This is a genomic window from Tepidiphilus margaritifer DSM 15129, from assembly GCF_000425565.1.
Classification (GTDB): Bacteria; Pseudomonadota; Gammaproteobacteria; order Burkholderiales; family Rhodocyclaceae; genus Tepidiphilus; species Tepidiphilus margaritifer.
In genome coordinates this window covers 17,566-35,360 of the sequence record NZ_AUDR01000002.1, presented here as the reverse complement: position 1 = coordinate 35,360, position 17,795 = coordinate 17,566, and the positions used below count along the sequence as shown (strand labels likewise).

At 64.9% G+C, this 17,795-nt stretch carries 15 protein-coding genes; 10 read left to right on the top strand and 5 right to left on the bottom strand.

Annotation, left to right across the window (positions count from 1 at the left end):
* From H607_RS0100405 to H607_RS0100380, 6 genes are all read left to right on the top strand, one after another.
* Positions 1–313, top strand: a 313-nt coding sequence (locus tag H607_RS0100405; protein ID WP_028873791.1) for an ISAs1 family transposase, incomplete at its 5' end; no start/stop codon positions are given.
* A gap of 87 nt (positions 314–400) precedes the next feature.
* Positions 401–928, top strand: a complete 528-nt coding sequence (locus tag H607_RS11035; RefSeq protein ID WP_051240499.1) for a bacteriohemerythrin — start codon at positions 401–403, stop codon at positions 926–928.
* A 39-nt stretch (positions 929–967) separates the two neighbouring features.
* The gene (locus H607_RS0100395) at positions 968–1,726 is read left to right on the top strand and encodes a sulfite exporter TauE/SafE family protein (RefSeq protein WP_028873790.1); all 759 of its coding nucleotides are present in this window, start codon (positions 968–970) and stop codon (positions 1,724–1,726) included.
* Between the two features lie 21 nt (positions 1,727–1,747).
* The gene (gene aceB / locus H607_RS0100390; protein WP_028873789.1) at positions 1,748–3,349 is read left to right on the top strand and encodes a malate synthase A; all 1,602 of its coding nucleotides are present in this window, start codon (positions 1,748–1,750) and stop codon (positions 3,347–3,349) included.
* Between the two features lie 106 nt (positions 3,350–3,455).
* Positions 3,456–5,102, top strand: coding sequence for an MFS transporter (locus H607_RS0100385; protein WP_211218414.1), 1,647 nt, complete (start codon positions 3,456–3,458; stop codon positions 5,100–5,102).
* Entirely contained in the window at positions 5,099–5,368 is a 270-nt protein-coding gene (locus H607_RS0100380) for a DUF4212 domain-containing protein (RefSeq protein WP_028873787.1), read from the top strand. Before H607_RS0100385 ends, H607_RS0100380 begins: the two co-directional genes overlap by 4 nt.
* 49 nt (positions 5,369–5,417) lie before the next feature.
* Here H607_RS0100380 and icd read toward each other — a convergent pair whose 3' ends face one another.
* A complete protein-coding gene (gene icd / locus H607_RS0100375) occupies positions 5,418–6,662 on the bottom strand; it encodes an NADP-dependent isocitrate dehydrogenase (RefSeq protein WP_028873786.1) in 1,245 nt (414 codons plus the stop codon).
* 221 nt (positions 6,663–6,883) lie between these two features.
* Here icd and aceK point away from each other — a divergent pair, with 221 nt between their 5' ends.
* Complete coding sequence (gene aceK, locus H607_RS0100370) at positions 6,884–8,680, top strand: bifunctional isocitrate dehydrogenase kinase/phosphatase (RefSeq protein ID WP_028873785.1); 1,797 nt, start codon at positions 6,884–6,886, stop codon at positions 8,678–8,680.
* Between the two features lie 38 nt (positions 8,681–8,718).
* Positions 8,719–9,390 (top strand): YiaD family glycine zipper/OmpA-like lipoprotein, encoded by a 672-nt coding sequence (locus tag H607_RS0100365; RefSeq protein WP_028873784.1) that lies wholly within the window; start codon positions 8,719–8,721, stop codon positions 9,388–9,390.
* 12 nt (positions 9,391–9,402) lie between these two features.
* On the opposite strand, the gene H607_RS0100360 is transcribed toward H607_RS0100365, so the two are convergent.
* Positions 9,403–10,080: a M48 family metallopeptidase gene (locus tag H607_RS0100360; RefSeq protein ID WP_028873783.1), complete on the bottom strand. Its 678-nt coding sequence runs from the start codon at positions 10,078–10,080 to the stop codon at positions 9,403–9,405.
* Positions 10,081–10,133: 53 nt separating this feature from the next.
* Between H607_RS0100360 and nadC the strand changes: the two genes are divergently transcribed.
* Entirely contained in the window at positions 10,134–10,982 is an 849-nt protein-coding gene (gene nadC, locus H607_RS0100355; RefSeq protein ID WP_028873782.1) for a carboxylating nicotinate-nucleotide diphosphorylase, read from the top strand.
* A gap of 232 nt (positions 10,983–11,214) precedes the next feature.
* Positions 11,215–12,456 (top strand): ATP-binding protein, encoded by a 1,242-nt coding sequence (locus tag H607_RS0100350; protein ID WP_028873781.1) that lies wholly within the window; start codon positions 11,215–11,217, stop codon positions 12,454–12,456.
* A 173-nt stretch (positions 12,457–12,629) separates the two neighbouring features.
* On the opposite strand, the gene thrC is transcribed toward H607_RS0100350, so the two are convergent.
* The 3 genes from thrC to H607_RS0100335 are packed head-to-tail and all read right to left on the bottom strand — an operon-like array spanning position 12,630 to position 17,767.
* Positions 12,630–14,060, bottom strand: a complete 1,431-nt coding sequence (gene thrC / locus H607_RS0100345; RefSeq protein ID WP_028873780.1) for a threonine synthase — start codon at positions 14,058–14,060, stop codon at positions 12,630–12,632.
* A gap of 30 nt (positions 14,061–14,090) precedes the next feature.
* Positions 14,091–16,592 (bottom strand): ABC transporter permease, encoded by a 2,502-nt coding sequence (locus H607_RS0100340; RefSeq protein ID WP_028873779.1) that lies wholly within the window; start codon positions 16,590–16,592, stop codon positions 14,091–14,093.
* Positions 16,589–17,767 (bottom strand): amidohydrolase, encoded by a 1,179-nt coding sequence (locus tag H607_RS0100335; RefSeq protein WP_028873778.1) that lies wholly within the window; start codon positions 17,765–17,767, stop codon positions 16,589–16,591. The genes H607_RS0100340 and H607_RS0100335 overlap by 4 nt, the downstream gene beginning before the upstream one ends.
* Positions 17,768–17,795: the final 28 nt, after the last annotated feature.

The window sequence follows — 17,795 nt, the reverse complement described above, 5'->3', positions numbered from 1 at the left end:
TAAGACCAGCCTCGAGCGCCGCTTCTACCTCGGCAGCATCGCCGCCGAGGCCGAAACGCTCGCCCATGCGGTACGGGCGCACTGGAGTATCGAGAACTGCCTGCACTGGAGCCTCGACGTCTCGCTCAACGACGACCAGATGCGCGCCCGCGCCCGCAACGCTGGCGCCAATCTCGCCCTCGTGCGCCGGCTCGTGCTCAACCTCTTTCGCCTGGACACCTCAGCCCGCAAAGGCGGTATCCGTACCCGACGCATCCTTGCCGCCTCCTCCGATGCCTACCGCCAGGCACTCCTCGGCCTTACAGAGATTTGATGCGATTGCCCTGCCGGCAACGGCGGGAAACGGAGCGGATGGCTGACATCCGATTACAATGGACGTCCCATTCGATCACGAAAAACGATGTCCGACAAGACCCTCCCCAACTCCAGCCTCCATCTCCAGTGGCGCGACGAACTATCTGTGCACAACGACGCCATCGATCGGGACCACCGCTGGTTGATCGAGCTCGTCGACCGCATCCAGTCGTTGATCCTCAGGCGCGCCTCGCTCGCCCGGCTCACCCTCGCGCTCGATGAGCTTGCCCGCTACACCGAAGAGCACTTCACGCGCGAAGAGCTGATCCAGCAGGCAGCGGGTTACCCCCACCTCGGCGAACATCGCCGCTCGCACGAGAAACTCAAGCGGCAGCTGATCGACATCACCGCCCGCATCCTCGCCCAGCCGGTCGAACGAACCACGCTCGATGCGCTCGACGACGACACCCGCCGGGCACTCCTCGCGCTGCTGCGCTCCTGGCTGATCGATCACATCATCAAGGAAGACCTCCAATTGCGTCCGTGGTTGGAACGGTTTCCCTGCGACTGGAACCCTGCTACCACTCCTTCCTGCCCTCCGCAAAAAGAGCCCTCCGCGACCACGCCCGGCTAAAATCCCGGCTCAGGAAGCAAAAACACCAAGGAGGAGACAATGACGGCAAGCCAGTGGATCCTGCTCGCGCTGGGCGGGTTCGGCGCCGGTGCGATGAACGCGATCGCCGGCGGCGGCACCTTCCTCTCCTTTCCCGCGATGCTCGCGATCGGTCTGCCGCCGGTCACCGCCAACGCGAGCAACTCCGTGGCCTTGTGGCCGGCGAGTCTCGCGAGCGCCTGGGCCTATCGCCGCGAACTGGCCCGCTACCGCCAGCACCTGCCGCGCCTGACGCTCGCCGCCTTGCTGGGGGGCGCCGTGGGCGGTGGCTTGCTGCTGGTGACGAGCAACGCCCTCTTCGCGCGTCTCGTCCCCTGGCTGCTGCTCACGGCCACGCTCCTCTTCGCGCTCGCGCCGCGCATCAACCGCTGGCTGGAAGCGCGCCGCCGCGCAGGACCGCGGCAAACGTTGGGTTGGGGCGGCACGCTCTTCCAGCTCCTCGTGTCGGTCTATGGCGGGTTCTTCGGCGCCGGCATGGGCATCGTGATGATCGCCGCCATCGCCATGCAGGGCATCGAGGACCTCAACGAGATCAATGCGCTCAAGAACTGGCTCTCGGCGGTGATCTACAGCGTGGCCGTGGTCACCTTCACCCTGGGCGGGGCCGTGAGCTGGCCGCACACGCTAGCGGTGCTCCTGGCCGCCGCCGCGGGCGGCTATCTCGCCGGGCGCATCGCCCGCCGGCTCCCGGCGATCTGGCTGCGCCGCTTCATCCTCTTGGTGGGAACGGCCCTCACGCTTTATTATTTCCTCTCTTGATCGAGAAGAGAGGGAAACCCTATGACCATCGCCTTGCCCCAAGGCGTGCAACTGCACGCACCGCTCCATCCGCGTTTCGACGAAATCCTCACCCCTGGCGCGCTCGAGTTCGTCGCCAAGCTCCACCGCCGCTTCGAACCCCGCCGCCAGGAGCTGCTGCGCGCGCGCAACGAACGCCAGGCGCGCATCGACGCTGGCGAGAAACCCGACTTCCTGCCCGAGACGCGCGCCGTGCGCGAAGGCGAGTGGAAAATCGCGCCGCTGCCCAAGGCGCTCGAATGCCGTCGTGTCGAAATCACCGGCCCGGCGGCCGATCGCAAGATGGTCATCAACGCCTTCAACTCGGGGGCGGACAGCTACATGACCGACTTCGAGGATTCCAACAGCCCCAACTGGTTCAATCAGGTGCAGGGGCAGATCAACGTCTACGACGCCATTCGCCGCAAAATCGACTTCGTGGCCGAAAACGGCAAGGAATACAAGCTCGCCGACAAGATCGCCGTGCTGCAGATCCGTCCGCGCGGCTGGCATCTCGACGAAAAACACGTCACCGTCGACGGACAGCGCCTCTCCGGCTCGCTCTTCGACTTTGGCCTCGCCTTCTACCACAATGCCAAGGAGCAGCTCGCCCGCGGCCAAGGCCCCTTCTACTATCTGCCCAAGCTGGAGGGTCACCTGGAAGCGCGACTGTGGAACGACGTCTTCTGCTTCGCCCAGGACGAACTGGGGCTGCCGCGCGGCACCATCAAGGCCACGGTGCTCATCGAGACGATCCTCGCCACCTTCGAAATGGAAGAGATCCTCTATGAGCTGCGCGACCACTCCGCCGGGCTCAACGCCGGGCGCTGGGATTACATCTTCTCCTGCATCAAGAAATTCCGCAAGGACAAGGACTTCTGCCTGGCCGACCGCGCCCGCATCACCATGGAAGTCCCCTTCATGCGCTCCTATGCGCTCGCACTCGTCAAGGCTTGCCACAAACGCGGCGCGCCGGCCATCGGCGGCATGAGTGCGCTCATCCCGATCAAGAACGATCCGGAAGCGAACGAACGGGCGCTGGCCGGCGTGCGCCACGACAAGCGGCGCGACGCCAACGACGGCTTCGACGGCGGCTGGGTAGCCCACCCGGGCCTGGTCGAGGTGGCCATGGAAGAATTCAAGGCGGTGCTGGGCGATCGCCCCAACCAGTGGGACAAACAGCGCGACGAGACCTTCACCGCGCGCGATTTCCTCAATTTCCAGCCGGAGAAACCCATCACCGAGGGTGGGTTGCGCAACAACATCAACGTGGCCATCCATTATCTGGGCGCTTGGCTGGGCGGCAACGGCGCGGTGGCGATCCACAATCTCATGGAAGACGCCGCCACCGCCGAGATCGCCCGTGCCCAGGTCTGGCAGTGGATCTACAGCCCCAAAGGCGTGCTGGAAGACGGGCGCAAGGTCACGGTGGATCTGGTGCGCTCGCTCATCCCCGAAGAGCTCGCCAAAGTCAAGGCGGAAGTCACGGCGCAAGGGGAAGACACCGCCAACTACGACAAGGCGGCAAAAATCTTCGAGAAGATGGCGCTCACCGAGGAATTCCCCGAATTCCTCACGCTGCCCCTCTACGAAGAGCTGCCCTGAGCCTTCCCATGGTGCGTTTCTTTCCCGGAAAGGATCGCACCGGCTTGGACCGCCCCGCTGCCCGCGGGGCGGCGCGCTTTTTCCTTGCGCCAAAGGATGATTCGGCATGACGCCCCGTCCCGCGCTGCCCTTGCGCCTGATCCGTGCCCTGCGCCGCTGGTGGCAGGATGACGTGGTCGAACTCACCCGGGAATGGCGCTGGAGCTTTTTGCCGCCGCTCATGGTGTTCTTCGCGGCAGGGGTCTCGGGACTCACCGACATCGTCGGTACGTTCTTCGTCAAGGAATACCTCGATCTCTCCGCGGCTTTCCTCGCCGCGCTCGGTTTCTGGGCGGGTATCCCGTGGGCGCTGAAAATGCCCCTGGGGCACCTCGTCGATCTCTTTTGGCATCGCAAGGCGCTTTTCGTCTGGTTGGGTGCCGCCCTGATCGCCGCGAGCATGCTCATCATGATCGGGCTCACCACGCGCCGGGAGGTGATGGCGGCGCTGTGGCCCGTCTCCTGGTGGTATGTGCTCTCGACCCTGCTCGCCCCTCTGGGCTATGTCGTACAAAACGTCGTGGCCGAGGCGATGACGGTGGAGGCGATCCCCACGCGCGACGAGAACGGCGAGCCGCTACCCGAAGCGCAGATCAAGCTCATGCACACCACCTTGCAGACGCTGGGGCGCATCGCCGTGCTCGGCGGAGGCGTGCTGGTGTCCCTCGCCAATGTGGTCATCTTCGCCGGTACCGAAAACCTCTCGATCGCGGACAAGGCGCCGCTGTACGCACGCATCTATGAATTGGCCCTGCTGATTCCGCTCGTGTCGGTCTCCGGCGTGCTCATCGCCCGGTGGATGCGCCATCGGGCACGGCAACGTCACCTTCGGCTCGGTTTCGATCCCGCCCTGTGGGACGAAGCCGGCGTGGAGGCCGCGGCGCCAAACTGGCCTTTGCTGTGGGGCAGCCTCTTCTTCGTCGTTTTTACGCTCACGATGGGGCTGCTCGATTTTCCCGGCAACCAGGAGGTCATTTTCGCGGGTTCGATGGCGGTGGTCCTCTTCATCATGCGCCGCCTCATGCACGAACTCTCGCCGCAGGCGCGGCGCACGCTGGCCGGAACGGCACTCGTGATCTTCGTCTTTCGCGCCACCCCTTCGGTTGGCCCCGGGCTCACCTGGTGGATGATCGACGTGCTCGGATTCGATCAATCTTTTCTCGCCAAGCTCTCGCTCACGGGCTCGGCCTTGACCCTCTTGGGGCTTTTCATCTTCCGTCGTCTCATGGCGGAACGCTCGATCCTCGAAATCGTCGTCATTCTGTCGGTGATCGGGGCGCTGCTCTCCTTGCCCTATCTGGGGATGTACCATGGCTTGCACCAATGGACCAGCAGGCTGACGGGTGGGCTGATCGATGCGCGCGTCATTGCCCTCATCGACACGGCCATCGAATCCCCTCTGGGCCAGGTCTCGATGGTTCCCATGCTCGCGTGGATTGCGCACTCGGCACCGCAGCATCTCAAGGCAACGTTTTTCGCCGTCATGACCTCGTTCGCCAATCTGGCCCTCTCGGCCAGCTCACTCATGACGAAGTACCTCAACACCATTTTCGTGGTCACGCGTGAAGTGCGGGCCCCTGATGGAACCATCCTCGTGCCGGCTGATTATTCCCAACTAGGAATGCTGCTCACGGCCGTGATCGCCATCGGCTTGATCGCGCCATTGGCTACCGTGTGGTACGTCCGCAGCAGCACCATCCTGGAATCCGAATGAACAGGACCGGAGAAACGGCCCTCTGGTACTGGCGACGCACCCGCCGCCTCACCTCCGTCTTGCTCCTTTTATGGTTCGCCTTCAACCTCGGTGCCGCCTGGTACGCCGAAGCGCTCAATTCGCTCGACGTGGGCGGAGTACCCCTAGGGTTCCTGCTGTTGTCGACCATCTCGCCCCTGCTCTTTACGGCCATCGCCACGATCTATGCAATATTGATCAATCGGTGGGAACGACAGGCACGCTGGCGCGACGATCGCACCCCATGAAAAACCCCGCCTCTCGGCGGGTTTTTCCTCGTCCAAATGCCGATCCGGCTCACATGCGCTCGATCATCGCCTTGCCGAAACCAGAGCAGCTCACTTCGGTAGCCCCTTCCATGAGCCGGGCGAAGTCGTAGGTGACGATCTTGTCTTGGATGGTGCGCTCCATCGCCTTGATGACCAGATCCGCCGCCTCTTTCCAGCCAAAGAAACGCAGCATCATCTCGGCCGAGAGGATGAGCGAGCCGGGGTTCACCTTGTCGAGACCGGCGTACTTCGGTGCCGTACCGTGCGTGGCCTCGAACACGGCGTATTTGTCGCCGACGTTCGCACCCGGCGCGATGCCGATGCCGCCCACCTGCGCCGCCAACGCATCCGAGATGTAGTCGCCGTTGAGGTTGAGCGTGGCGATCACATCGTACTCGGCCGGACGCAGCAGGATCTGCTGCAGGAAGGCGTCGGCGATCGCGTCCTTGACCACGATCTCGCGGCCCGTCTTCGGGTTGGTGAACTTGCACCACGGGCCGCCGTCGATGGGCTGGGCGCCGAACTGCTCCTGCGCCACGCGGTAGCCCACGTCGCGGAAGAGCCCTTCGGTGAACTTCATGATGTTGCCCTTGTGCACGAGGGTCACCGACTTGCGGTCGTTGTCGATGGCATACTGGATCGCCGCACGCACCAGGCGCGTGGTGCCCTCGATCGACACGGGCTTGATGCCGATTCCCGAGGTTTCGGGAAAGCGGATCTTCTTCACGCCCATTTCTTTTTGCAGGAAGTCGATCACCTTGCGCGCACCGTCGGATTGGGCCGGCCATTCGATACCGGCGTAGATGTCCTCCGTATTCTCACGGAAGATCACCATATCGACGAGCTCGGGGCGTTTCACCGGCGATGGTACGCCGTTGAAGTAGCGCACCGGGCGGATGCACTGATAGAGATCCATCTCTTGGCGCAGCGCCACGTTGAGCGAGCGGATGCCGCCGCCCACCGGCGTGGTCATCGGCCCCTTGATGGAGACGGCGAATTCCTTGAGCGCCGCGAGCGTTTCTTCCGGCAGCCATTGATCGGGCCCATAGACGCGCGTGGCTTTCTCGCCGGCGAAGACTTCCATCCAGTGGATCTTGCGCTTGCCACCGTAGGCTTTTGCAACGGCCGCGTCGATGACCTTGATCATCACCGGCGTGATGTCGACGCCGATGCCGTCGCCTTCGATGTAGGGCACGATGGGGTTGTCGGGGATGGGCTGCCCCAATACGATTTTCTGGCCACCCGCAGGTACCTTGATCTTGGATTCGCTCACGGTTCTTCTCCCTGATGTCATCATTGCGGGGCCGTACGATGGCCATGACCACCCTCAGCCACTACCCCGCACCTTCCAGCGCCTTCGGGCGCCGCCATTTCATATTATCCAATAAAGTCTCGCGATCCGAAAGCGAACCAAGCGGACGTGCCCTGCTCCAAGGAGCAGCAATCCAGTCGCGAGGTATCATTTCCGGCATGAAAAAACGAGGAGCAGACGCGATGCCGCAACCGTTGTCGTCCGAACGGATCGCCGAGACGATGGCCCGGGTGATGATCGAGGGGTTCGATCGCCACTACCGGATTTTCCGCGAGACGTCCAGCCGCGCCAAGGAACTGTTCGAAGCCGGGGATTGGCCCAAGCAGCTGGAAGCGGTGCGCGAGCGCGTGGAGTTCTACGACCAGCGCGTCCAGGAAACCGTCGAGCGCCTGCGCCGCGAGTTCGACATCGCCAACCTCGACGATGCGATTTGGCAGCAAGTGAAGCTGCACTACATCGGTCATTTGCTCGAACACAAACAGCCGGAACTCGCCGAAACTTTCTTCAATTCGGTGACGACCAAGATCCTGCATCGCAGCTACTTCAACAATCAATACATCTTCGCGCGCCCGGCGATCTCCACCGAGTACATCGAATCCTACCCGCCCGTCTATACCAGCTACTACCCCAAGGAAGAGGGGTTGCGGCGCACGATCCGGCGCATTCTCGAAGACTTCGACTGGCAGCGACCATTCGAGGATCTGGATCGCGATGTGCTCAACATCCTGCGCACCGTCAAGCGCCATTTGGGCGGACGCTGGCCGGCCCCGGAGGTCAATGCGCAGATCCAGGTACTCTACTCCGCCTTCTACCGCAACAAGACCGCTTACGTGATCGGCAAGGCGATCAACGGACACCAGGAAATTCCCTTCGCGGTGGCCGTACGCCACGGCGACTCGGGCATGCTGGTGGTCGACGCCATCCTGCTCGAAGCCTGGCGCATCTCGGTGCTCTTTTCCCTGTCGCGCGCCTACTTCCTCGTCGACATGGAAGTGCCTTCGGGCTACGTCAATTTCCTGCGCTCCATCCTGCCCAACAAGCCGCGCTCCGAGCTCTACACCATGCTGGGGCTGGGCAAGCAGGGCAAGACGATGTTCTTCCGCGATCTCATCGCCCATTTGCGCCATTCGAACGATCACTTCATCATCGCCCCCGGCATCAAGGGGATGGTGATGCTCGTCTTCACCCTACCCTCTTTCCCTTACGTCTTCAAGATCATCAAGGACGTCTTCGGCAGCAGCAAGAACATCGACCGCGAGACGGTGCGGCAGAAGTACCTCATGGTCAAACGCGTCGATCGGGTCGGGCGCATGGCCGACACGCTGGAATTCTCCCAGGTGGCCCTGCCGTTGGCCCGATTCTCGCCGGAGCTGCTCGAAGAGCTGCGTACGGTGGCCGCCTCCTCCTTCGAGATCGAAGGCGACCAGATGGTCATCAAGCATCTCTACATCGAACGGCGCATGACGCCGCTCAACCTCTATCTCGAACAGGCCGACGACGAAGAACTCGAGCGGGTGGTGCGCGAATACGGCAACGCCATCCGGGAACTCGCCATCGCCAACATCTTCCCCGGCGACATGCTGTGGAAGAACTTCGGCATCACCCGCTACGGCCGCGTCGTGTTCTACGACTACGACGAGATCGAGTACATGACCGACGTCAATTTCCGCGCCATCCCGCCGGCGCCCTACCCCGAGATGGAATTCTCGAGCGAAGCCTGGTACAGCGCCGGGCCGCTCGACGTCTTTCCCGAAGAGTTCGCCACCTTCCTCCTGGGCGATCCGCGCATCCGCAAAGCCTTCCTCAAATACCATCGCGACCTGCTCACGCCCCGATTCTGGCAGGAAGTGCAGCGTCGCATCCGCGCCGGCATGGTCGAGGACTTCTTCCCTTACGGTGAAGAATTGCGCTTCTGCCGTCTCTACCCGCCGAAACGGCGAAAGCCTTCGTTACCCCAAACCGGCGGCGAGATGCCATAATGGAAAACGATGAAACGATCCCCATGGAACGGACTGCCATGAAGAAGACGAGATTTCCCCTCCTCATTCTCGGCGCCACGGCACTGCTCGCCGCCTGCGCCGAAAACCCCTACCGCGGCGAGAATGCGAAGACTGCCACCGGTGCCACCATCGGTGCGGTGGCGGGCGGCGTGCTCGGCCGGGTCGTGGCCAGCGACAACGCCAAAACCGGGGGAACGCTGATCGGCGCCGCGGTGGGCGCCACCGTGGGCGGACTCATCGGCCGCCAGATGGACCAGCAGGAAGCCGAACTGCGCCGCCAGATGGCGAGCAGCGGCGTGGAGGTCCACCGCCAGGGCGACACCATCCGCCTGCAGGCGCCCGAGGCCATCACCTTCCAAACGGGCAGCGCCACCCTGCAGCCGCAGTTCATGAGCGTACTCGACCAGCTCGCCCAGAGCCTGCAGCAGTATCCCAACACCATCGTGCGCATCGAGGGGCACACCGACTCCACCGGTTCGGCGGCCTTCAACCAGACGCTGTCGGAGAACCGCGCTCAGGCGGTGGCGAGCTACCTCATCCAGCGCGGCGTGCCGGCCAACCGCATCCAGACCGTGGGCTTCGGCGCCACCCGTCCCATCGCCGACAACCGCACTCCCGAGGGCCGGGCGAAGAACCGCCGGGTGGAGATTTTGCTCGTGCCCATCGTGGATCAGCAGGGCCAAGGCTGACCGGCCGAAGATTCAGCCCAGTGGCCGTCTGAGCGCACTGCGCCGCTGTTGCCAATCCGGCAGGTAGCGCGCCACCATGGCCCAGAACGCCGGGCCGTGGTGCGCATGGAACAGATGGGCGAGCTCGTGGACGACCACGTATTCGATGAGCTCGGATGAGCGCTCGGCCAGATAGAGGTTGAACGTCAAACGCCTCGTGGCCCGGGTACAGCTTCCCCAGATGGATGTGCACGGACGGATGCGCCAATGAACGGCAGGCGCACGCATCCGCTCCTGCCACCGGGGCAGCATTTCTGCCAGGCATCGGGCGAGCTGCTCGCCCTGCCAGGCGCGCAGGAGCGTCCATCCTTCGTCCAGGTTGCGGACACCGCGCACGAGGAATCCTTCCCGTTCGCCGAAAAGGACCGCCGGATTCGCCGGTTCATCCGGCGATATTTTCACAGGATAGGCAACGCCGAAGAACCAGACCCGATCCGGCGGGTCCCGGCGCAAGCGCGAGCGGTGTTTTTGCACCCAGGCCGATTTTCCCCGTATCCAGGCCGATACCGCGTCCCCATCGGCATGCAGAGGGATGGACACGCGCAGGTGCCCGTCGGGCGGCACGACGCGAAGATGCCAGTGGCGGATGGGCTTGCGCCGCACTTCCACGACTTCTCCGTCGACCTCCAGGAATCCGCTCTCTGATTTCATGACCGACGATGCTACCATAGCCCTCACTCATGCCACCCCGAGAGGATGCCATCATGCTTTTCACCGAAGCCCTGCGCATCGAAGTCCAACGTAACGTCGCCCAAGCGCTCGCTGAGGACGTCGGTACGGGCGATCTCACCGCCCGTCTGGTCGAAGCCGAAGCGCGCGTGCGCGCCCGGGTCATCAGCCGGGAAGCGGCGATCCTGTGCGGCCAACCCTGGTTCGAGGCGACGCTGCGCGTGCTCGACCCTTCGGCGAGCTTCACCTGGCACGCCGCCGAGGGAGCGGAAGTCGCACCCGGGCAGACGCTGTGTGAAGTGGAAGCGAACGCCCGGGCGCTGCTCACCGCCGAGCGCACGGCGCTCAACTTCCTGCAGCTGCTCTCCGGCACGGCCACCACCACGCGCGCCTACGTGCGCGCGGTCGAGGGGACGCGGGCTCGCATCGTCGACACGCGCAAGACGGTGCCAGGCTTGCGTCTGGCGCAGAAATACGCCGTGCACGTGGGCGGCGGCACCAACCACCGGCTGGGGCTCTACGACGGCATCCTCATCAAGGAGAACCACATCATCGCCGCCGGCGGCATCCGCCAGGCGCTCGCGCGAGCCCAGGCGCTGGGGACGGCGCACGCCTTCATCCAGGTGGAGGTGGAGACGCTCGACGAACTCGCCGAAGCGCTGGAAGCCGGGGCGCAGATGATCCTGCTCGACAACATGACGCTCGAACAGATGAAGGAAGCCGTGTGGATCAACGCCGGCCGCGCCGAGCTCGAAGTCTCCGGAGGCGTCGACCTCGACCAGGTGCGGGCGATCGCCGAGACGGGCGTCGACCGCATCTCGGTGGGCAAGCTCACCAAGGACGTGCGGGCCGTGGACCTGTCGCTGCGCCTGCTCGAAACTTGAGTGCGGAATTTCGACCGATTCATCGGAGGGCGAGGAGAAGGGGAAGGTTTTTCGAGGCATCTTCTACGCTCGCCACATACGGGAATTCTGACACCCTCTCGCCCACACGGCATGAAAACCTCGGAGAGACATGGAACCGTTCCGTGATTCACGCTCATAAATTCCGATATTTACGATGACTATTTCCGGAATTTACGTTGATCAATTCCGAAATTTACGATAACATGGTCGCATGAACATGTCGGCCATTTTCCCGCGTCGGATCGAACCGCGCATCGCTGAGGCCCTGCTAGATACGCCAGTCGTGCTGTTGGTCGGTCCTCGTCAAGCCGGCAAGACGACGCTGGTGCGGCACATCGCAGAGCAACAGGGATTACGCTACCTGACCCTGGATGATGCGCTGACCTCGCTGTCGGCGCGAGAAGATCCGGTCGGGATGATTCGCAGCCTGGATCGCGCGGTGATCGATGAAATCCAGCGAGCACCCCAGTTGCTCTTGGCCATCAAAAAGAGCGTGGACGAGGACCGGCGTCCAGGCCGTTTCCTGCTCACCGGATCGGCCAACTTGATGACATTGCCAACCGTCGCCGACTCACTCGCTGGTCGGATGGAAACCCTGTCGTTGCTGCCTTTGTCGCAGAGCGAAATCGAGCTGCGATCGGCGAACTGGATCGACAGCGCTTTCGCTGGCCGAATACTCCAGGTAGATCGGCCTGCACTGGGCAACGACCTGATCGAGCGCGTGCTGCGCGGCGGCTACCCGGAAGCACTTTCTCGAACCTCGTCCAGGCGTCGTGTGGCGTGGGCGCGTCAGTACATCGACGCGATCATCCAGCGCGACGTCCGTGATGTGGCAAACATCGAGAAACTAGACCATCTGCCGCGATTCCTGCGTGCCCTGGCACAGACGGCAGGTCAAATGTGCAATTACACCCACATCGGCGGCCAAGTCGGCCTGGACGGCAAGACCGCGGCACGTTACGTCGGCGTATTCGAGCAGATGTACCTGTTCGAGCGCATCGATGTCTGGGCGCGCAACCGTCTGAACCGCGTGGTGAAGACGCCCAAGCTGCAGTTCATCGATTCCGGCTTGCTGGCGGCGTTGCTGGATCTGACCGCCGAGGAAGTGCATCGGGATCGCACGCGGTTTGGCAGCGTGCTGGAGACCTTCGTTTTTGGAGAATTGCGCAAGCATACCACCACGGCAGATGGCGACTATCGACTGATGTACTACCGGGACGCAGACAAGTTCGAGGTCGATATCGTGATCGAGAACGCTGCCGGCCAGCTGGTAGGCGTCGAGGTCAAAGCGGCTGCCACCGTCAAGGAAAACGATCTGCGTGGGCTGAAGAAGCTGGCGAGCCTCGCAGGCAGCCAATTCAAGATGGGCGTATTGCTGTACGACGGCAGCGAAACGATGCCTCTCGGGGACGGGCTCTGGGCGGCACCGCTATCTTCCCTTTGGGGTACGTAGAAGCAGGTGCAACCTCCCCCGCCGGGTCGGGCGGGGACGTCACGCCGTCGCCGCCGTCTCTTTACCGGCCGCTCACCACGACACTACATGTTCCATCGATGCGCCATTGCGTCGCTGGCATGACGAAGGCAACCGGGACCGGGTCGCTCGGAGCCGTTGGACCAATCTGCTGCTCAGGCATGCGCCGCGATATAGTCCTTCACCTGTTGCACATCGGCCGGCAAGCGCGTGACGCGCTGCGGCCGCTGCTCCAGATCGGCGAGCTCGGCCGGGCGCGGCGGTTCGAACCCCACTGCCTCGCGCAGCGTCTCGGCGAACTTCGCCGCCTGCGCCGTCTCGAGCACGACCACCGGCATGTCCTCGATGCCGGCACGCCGCGCCACCGTCACCGCGTCGGCCGTGTGCGGATCGATGAGCACCCGGTGGCGCGTCCAGACGTCGCGGATGGTCGCGAGCCGGTCGGCATGCGTGCTGCGACCGGAGACAAAACCGAATTCCGGTAGCCGCGCCCAATACGGCGTGCCCTCGAGATCGAAGTGCCCCTGGGTCTCCAGCGCCTGCCACAGCTGGCGCAGCGCCTCCGGATCGCGCCCCACCAGATCGAAAACGAAGCGCTCGAAGTTCGATGCCTTGGAGATGTCCATCGACGGGCTGGACGTGGCAAACGTCTCGCTCGATGCGCGAGGGCGGTAGACGCCGGTGCGGAAAAACTCGTCGAGCACGTCGTTCTCGTTGGTGGCCAAAATCAGGCGCCCGATGGGTAGCCCCATCTGGCGGGCGATGTGCCCGGCGAGGATGTTGCCGAAGTTGCCGCTGGGAACGGCGAAAGCCACCGGCTCGCCCACGCGCTCGACCGCCTGGAAGTAACCGGCGAAGTAATAGACCACCTGCGCGGCGATGCGCGCCCAGTTGATCGAATTGACCGCGCCGATGCGGTGACGGCGCTTGAAATCGGCATCCTGGCTCACCGCCTTGACGATGTCCTGGGCATCGTCGAAGGTCCCCTCGACGGCGAGGTTGTGGATGTTCGGTTCCTGCAGCGAATACATCTGCGCGCGCTGAAACGGGCTCATGCGCCCGGCCGGCGAGAGCATGAAGACCTGCACGCGCTCGCGCCCGCGCATGGCATATTCGGCGGCCGAGCCGGTATCGCCCGAAGTGGCACCAAGGATGTTCAAGCGCTCATCACGGCGCTCGAGCACATACTCGAAAAGCTCGCCCAGCAGCTGCAGGGCCATGTCCTTGAAGGCGAGCGTAGGGCCATTGGAGAGCTCGAGCAGCCCGAAACGCCCCTCTTCAAGCCAGGTGAGCGGCGTGATGCGCGCCGCGCGCGCCGGATGGCGGGCGAAGGGGTAGCGCGTTGCGGTGTAGGTACGCACCACCAGCCGGGCGAGCTCGTCCTCGGCGATATCGTCGATGTAGCGACGCAGCAGCTCCCAGGCGAGTTCCCCATAAGGCAGGCGCGACAGGCGCGCGAGCTCCGCGGTAGAGACAAGGGGATACTGCGCCGGCACATAGAGCCCGCCGTCAGCGGCGAGCCCTTCCAGCAAGATGTCGGAAAACTTCAGTACGGGCGCCTGCCCGCGTGTCGACAAGTACTCCACGGCCACCTCGAGATCGAACGATAGCCGCGATTATACGATGCTCGCGCGCAGCGCCTCGAGCGGCGGACGGCGCAGCAGCGGCGTCACCGTGAGCATGCCGGCAACGGCCACCAGCACGACGGCGACCCCGGCGGCCGCGGCGAGAGGCCCCCAGCTGAGCGCCACTTCCAGGCGGAAGACCGACGCCGCGAGCCACAGGCCGATCCCGGCGCTGAGCGCGACCGAGACCAGCGCTCCCACGGCGCCGAGCGTGGCGAACTCGAACGCGAGCGTGGCGAGGATCTGCCGGCGACGCGCCCCCAGCGCGCGCAGGATGGCCACGCGCTGGCGCCGCTCCTCCTGCCCCAGCATCCATCCTACCGCCAGCACCAATGCCCCGGCCCCCAGGGTGAAGGCGAACACCGCTTGCAGCAGCGCCGCCACCCGATCGCTCATGCGTTCGAACTGCTCGCGGATACGACCGACGTCGATCACGGTCACATTGGGAAAGCGATCGAGCAGCATGCGCTCAAAAGCCTCCCGGCCCGGCGGCAGACGGTAGCTCGTGATCCAGGTGGCGGCAAAGGGTTCGAGCAGCGCTGGCTGCGTGACGACGAAGAAATTGACGTTCATCGACTCCCAACGCAACCGCCGAATGCTGGTCACGACCCCTTCGACCTCCTGCAGGTCGATGACGAAGCGCAGCCGGCTGCCCAACCGCAGGCCGAACGCCTGCGCCAACCCCTCTTCGACCGAGAGCGCGTTCTTCGGCGCGCCCGCCTCGCCGTGCCAGCGTCCCGCCACCACCCGGTTTTCTTCGGGCAACATCGTGCCGTAGCTCAGGTTGAACTCGTGGCGCATCAAGCGCTGCGCCCGCGGATCCGAAAAGGACGTGTCGCTCACCGGCACGCCGTCGATCGCCACCAGTCTCGCGCCCCGTACCATGGGCCAGAAGCGCGGTGCGGCCAACCCCGCCTCGGCAAAGGACGCTCGCAGCGCCTCCACCTGATCGGCCTGCACGTTGATGAGAAAACGGTTGGGCGCATCGGGCGGGATGCGAAAACGCCAGGCATCCAGCAGATCGCCCCGCACGATGGCCAGCAGCCACAGCGCTGCCAATCCCAGGGCGAGCGCCCCGGCCTGCAGGGCGGCGAGTCCTTTCTGGTTGCCGAGCGCGCGCCAAGCAAGGCGCACAGGCACCGCCGTCCCCGCAGCAAGCCGCCTGAGGGCGGCAAAACCGCTCGATCCCGCCACCAGCAGCAGCGCGAAACCCGCGGCCAGCCCCCCGAAGACACCCAAAGCCAGTTGCAGCTCACCGGCGAGCAGGACCGTGAGTGCGAGCAGCGCCAGCGCCCCGGCGCAGGCGGTGGCAAGCACCCCTCCGCGCCAGCCGCCCCAGTCGCGCCGCAGCACGGCAAGCGGCGTCACCTGCGCGAGCGCCATGAGCTGCGGCACGGCAAACCCGAAGGCTAGCAGCAGGGCGAGCAGCCCCGCCGGCCAGGCGGCCCACCACCGCAGCGAGGGAAGGTTCGCCGTCTCCACCACCCGCGCCGCAAGCACCGCAAACCCTTGCTGAGCAAGGAGCCCCAGCGCCGCCCCGAGCAGCAGCGCGAGTACGAGCGCCGCGGCGAACTCCCCCAGCACGATCGCCGCCACCTGCCGCCGGCTCGCTCCGAGGCAGCGCAGCAAGGCGGCGGCATCGAGCCGGTCGCGCACGAAGCGGCGCGTGGCGAGCCCCACGGCCACGGCCGCGAGCGCCACGGCCGCGAGCACGGCAAGGCGCAGAAACCGCTGTGTCTGCTCGAGCAGGGTCTTCACCGCCGGCTGACCGTCTTCGAGCGAGACGAACTCTTCCCCCTTACCCAAGTGCTCCGCCGCCTCCTGCGCCACGCGGCGCAATGCCGATTCCGCTCCGGCCAAATGGATGCGCCACTGGGCCCGCACGCCCGGACCGATGAGGCCGCTCGCCGGTAGATCCTCGAGGTTGATCCACGATTCCGGCAGCAGGTCGAGAAAATCGCCGCCGTGTTCGGGATTGACGCGCACGATGGCCGATACTCGCAGAGTGAGACGCCCCACCCGAACCTCGTCGCCGGGTTCGATACCGAGCAGACCCGCGAGCGGTTCATCGACCCAGATTTCCCCCGGCGCCGGTCCTCCTCGTAGGGATTCTTCCGGCCCGTCGGCACTGCGCCGCAAGAGAAACTGCCCGCGCAGGGGATAGCGCGGCGGAATCGCCCGTAACGACGACATCTGCCAGCGCTCGCCAGCGCGCAGCACGGAGGCCATGGCCACGCTCTGGACGCGCTCGATTTCGGGATACTGCTCGAGCCAGGACAGCACTTCGGGACGCCAGGGGCGGTTGGCCGTGATCATGGCGTCCCCGCCGAGCCAAGCCCCCGCCTCGCTCACCAAGGCCCGGCCCAGACGGTCGTTGAGCCAGAGGATGCTACCCACGGCCGCCACGGCAAGCGCAAGTGCCGCGACGATCGCCACCAGCGCCGGCGTGCGCAGATCGCGCCGCAGCAGGCGCAAGGTGATTCGGAGATTCATGCCGCAAGCACGTGGGTGGCGAGCGCTGCCCAATAGGCCGCACCCAAAGGCAGGATCTCGTCGTTGAAGTCGTAATGGGGACTATGCAGGAGACAACCCCCTTCGGACGCACCATTACCAATCCAGACATAGGCTCCGGGACGGTGCTGCAAAAAGAAGGCGAAATCCTCCGCACCCATCGACGGCGGCTCTTCACGACGCACATTCTGCGCCCCGACGAGCGCCGCGGCGACCTCGGCACAGCGCGCCGCCTCGGCGGCGGTGTTGATCGTAGGAGGATAGCCCTCGTCCCATTCGACGCGCAAGGAAAGACCGAAGGCATCGGCCACCCCTTTTCCGATGCGCTCGAGCTCCTCGCGGATGCGGACGAAAAGCTCCGGGGCGAAGGCGCGCACGGTTCCGGCGAGCTCCGCCTCCTCGGGGATCACGTTGAAGGCGTGACCGGCATGGAACTGCGTCACCGAGAGCACCACCGGCTGCAAAGGATCCACCTGGCGGCTCACCACCGTCTGCAGTGCCTGCACGAGCGCCGCCCCCGCGACGACGACGTCTTTGCCCAGATGCGGCATGGCCGCATGCGTGCCGCGGCCGCGCAAGGCGATGCGGAACCGCTCGGTGCCCGCCATCACCGGGCCGGAATGCACCGCGAACTGCCCCGCCGGCAGTCCCGGCCAGTTGTGCATGCCGTAGAGCTCGCGCACGGGGAAGCGCTCGAAGAACCCCTCCTCGACCATGCGCCGCGCCCCGCCGCCTCCTTCCTCGGCCGGCTGGAAGACGAAGACGACGCTGCCAGAAAATGCCGGCTCGGCAGCGAGCAGCTCCGCGGCGGCAAGGAGCATGGTCGTATGCCCGTCGTGACCGCAGGCGTGCATCTTGCCCGGTTCGCGCGAAGCATGGGCGAAGGTATTGGCCTCGGCAACGGGCAGAGCATCCATGTCGGCACGCAGCGCGATCATCGGGCCGTCGCCGCCGCGTCCCTCGAGCACCGCCACCACGCCGGTGCCGGCAAGCCCCTCGATCGGTTCGAGCCCGAAGGAGCGCAGCTGCCGGGCGACGAAAGCCGCGGTGCGCCGTTCCTCATAGGCGAGCTCGGGATGCGCGTGCAGTTCGTGCCGCCATTCACGCCAGATCGATTCGCGAGCCCGGGCCCGCGCCAACCAGTGCCCTGCCTCCATCATCCCTCTCCCCACCTCAAGAATTTTT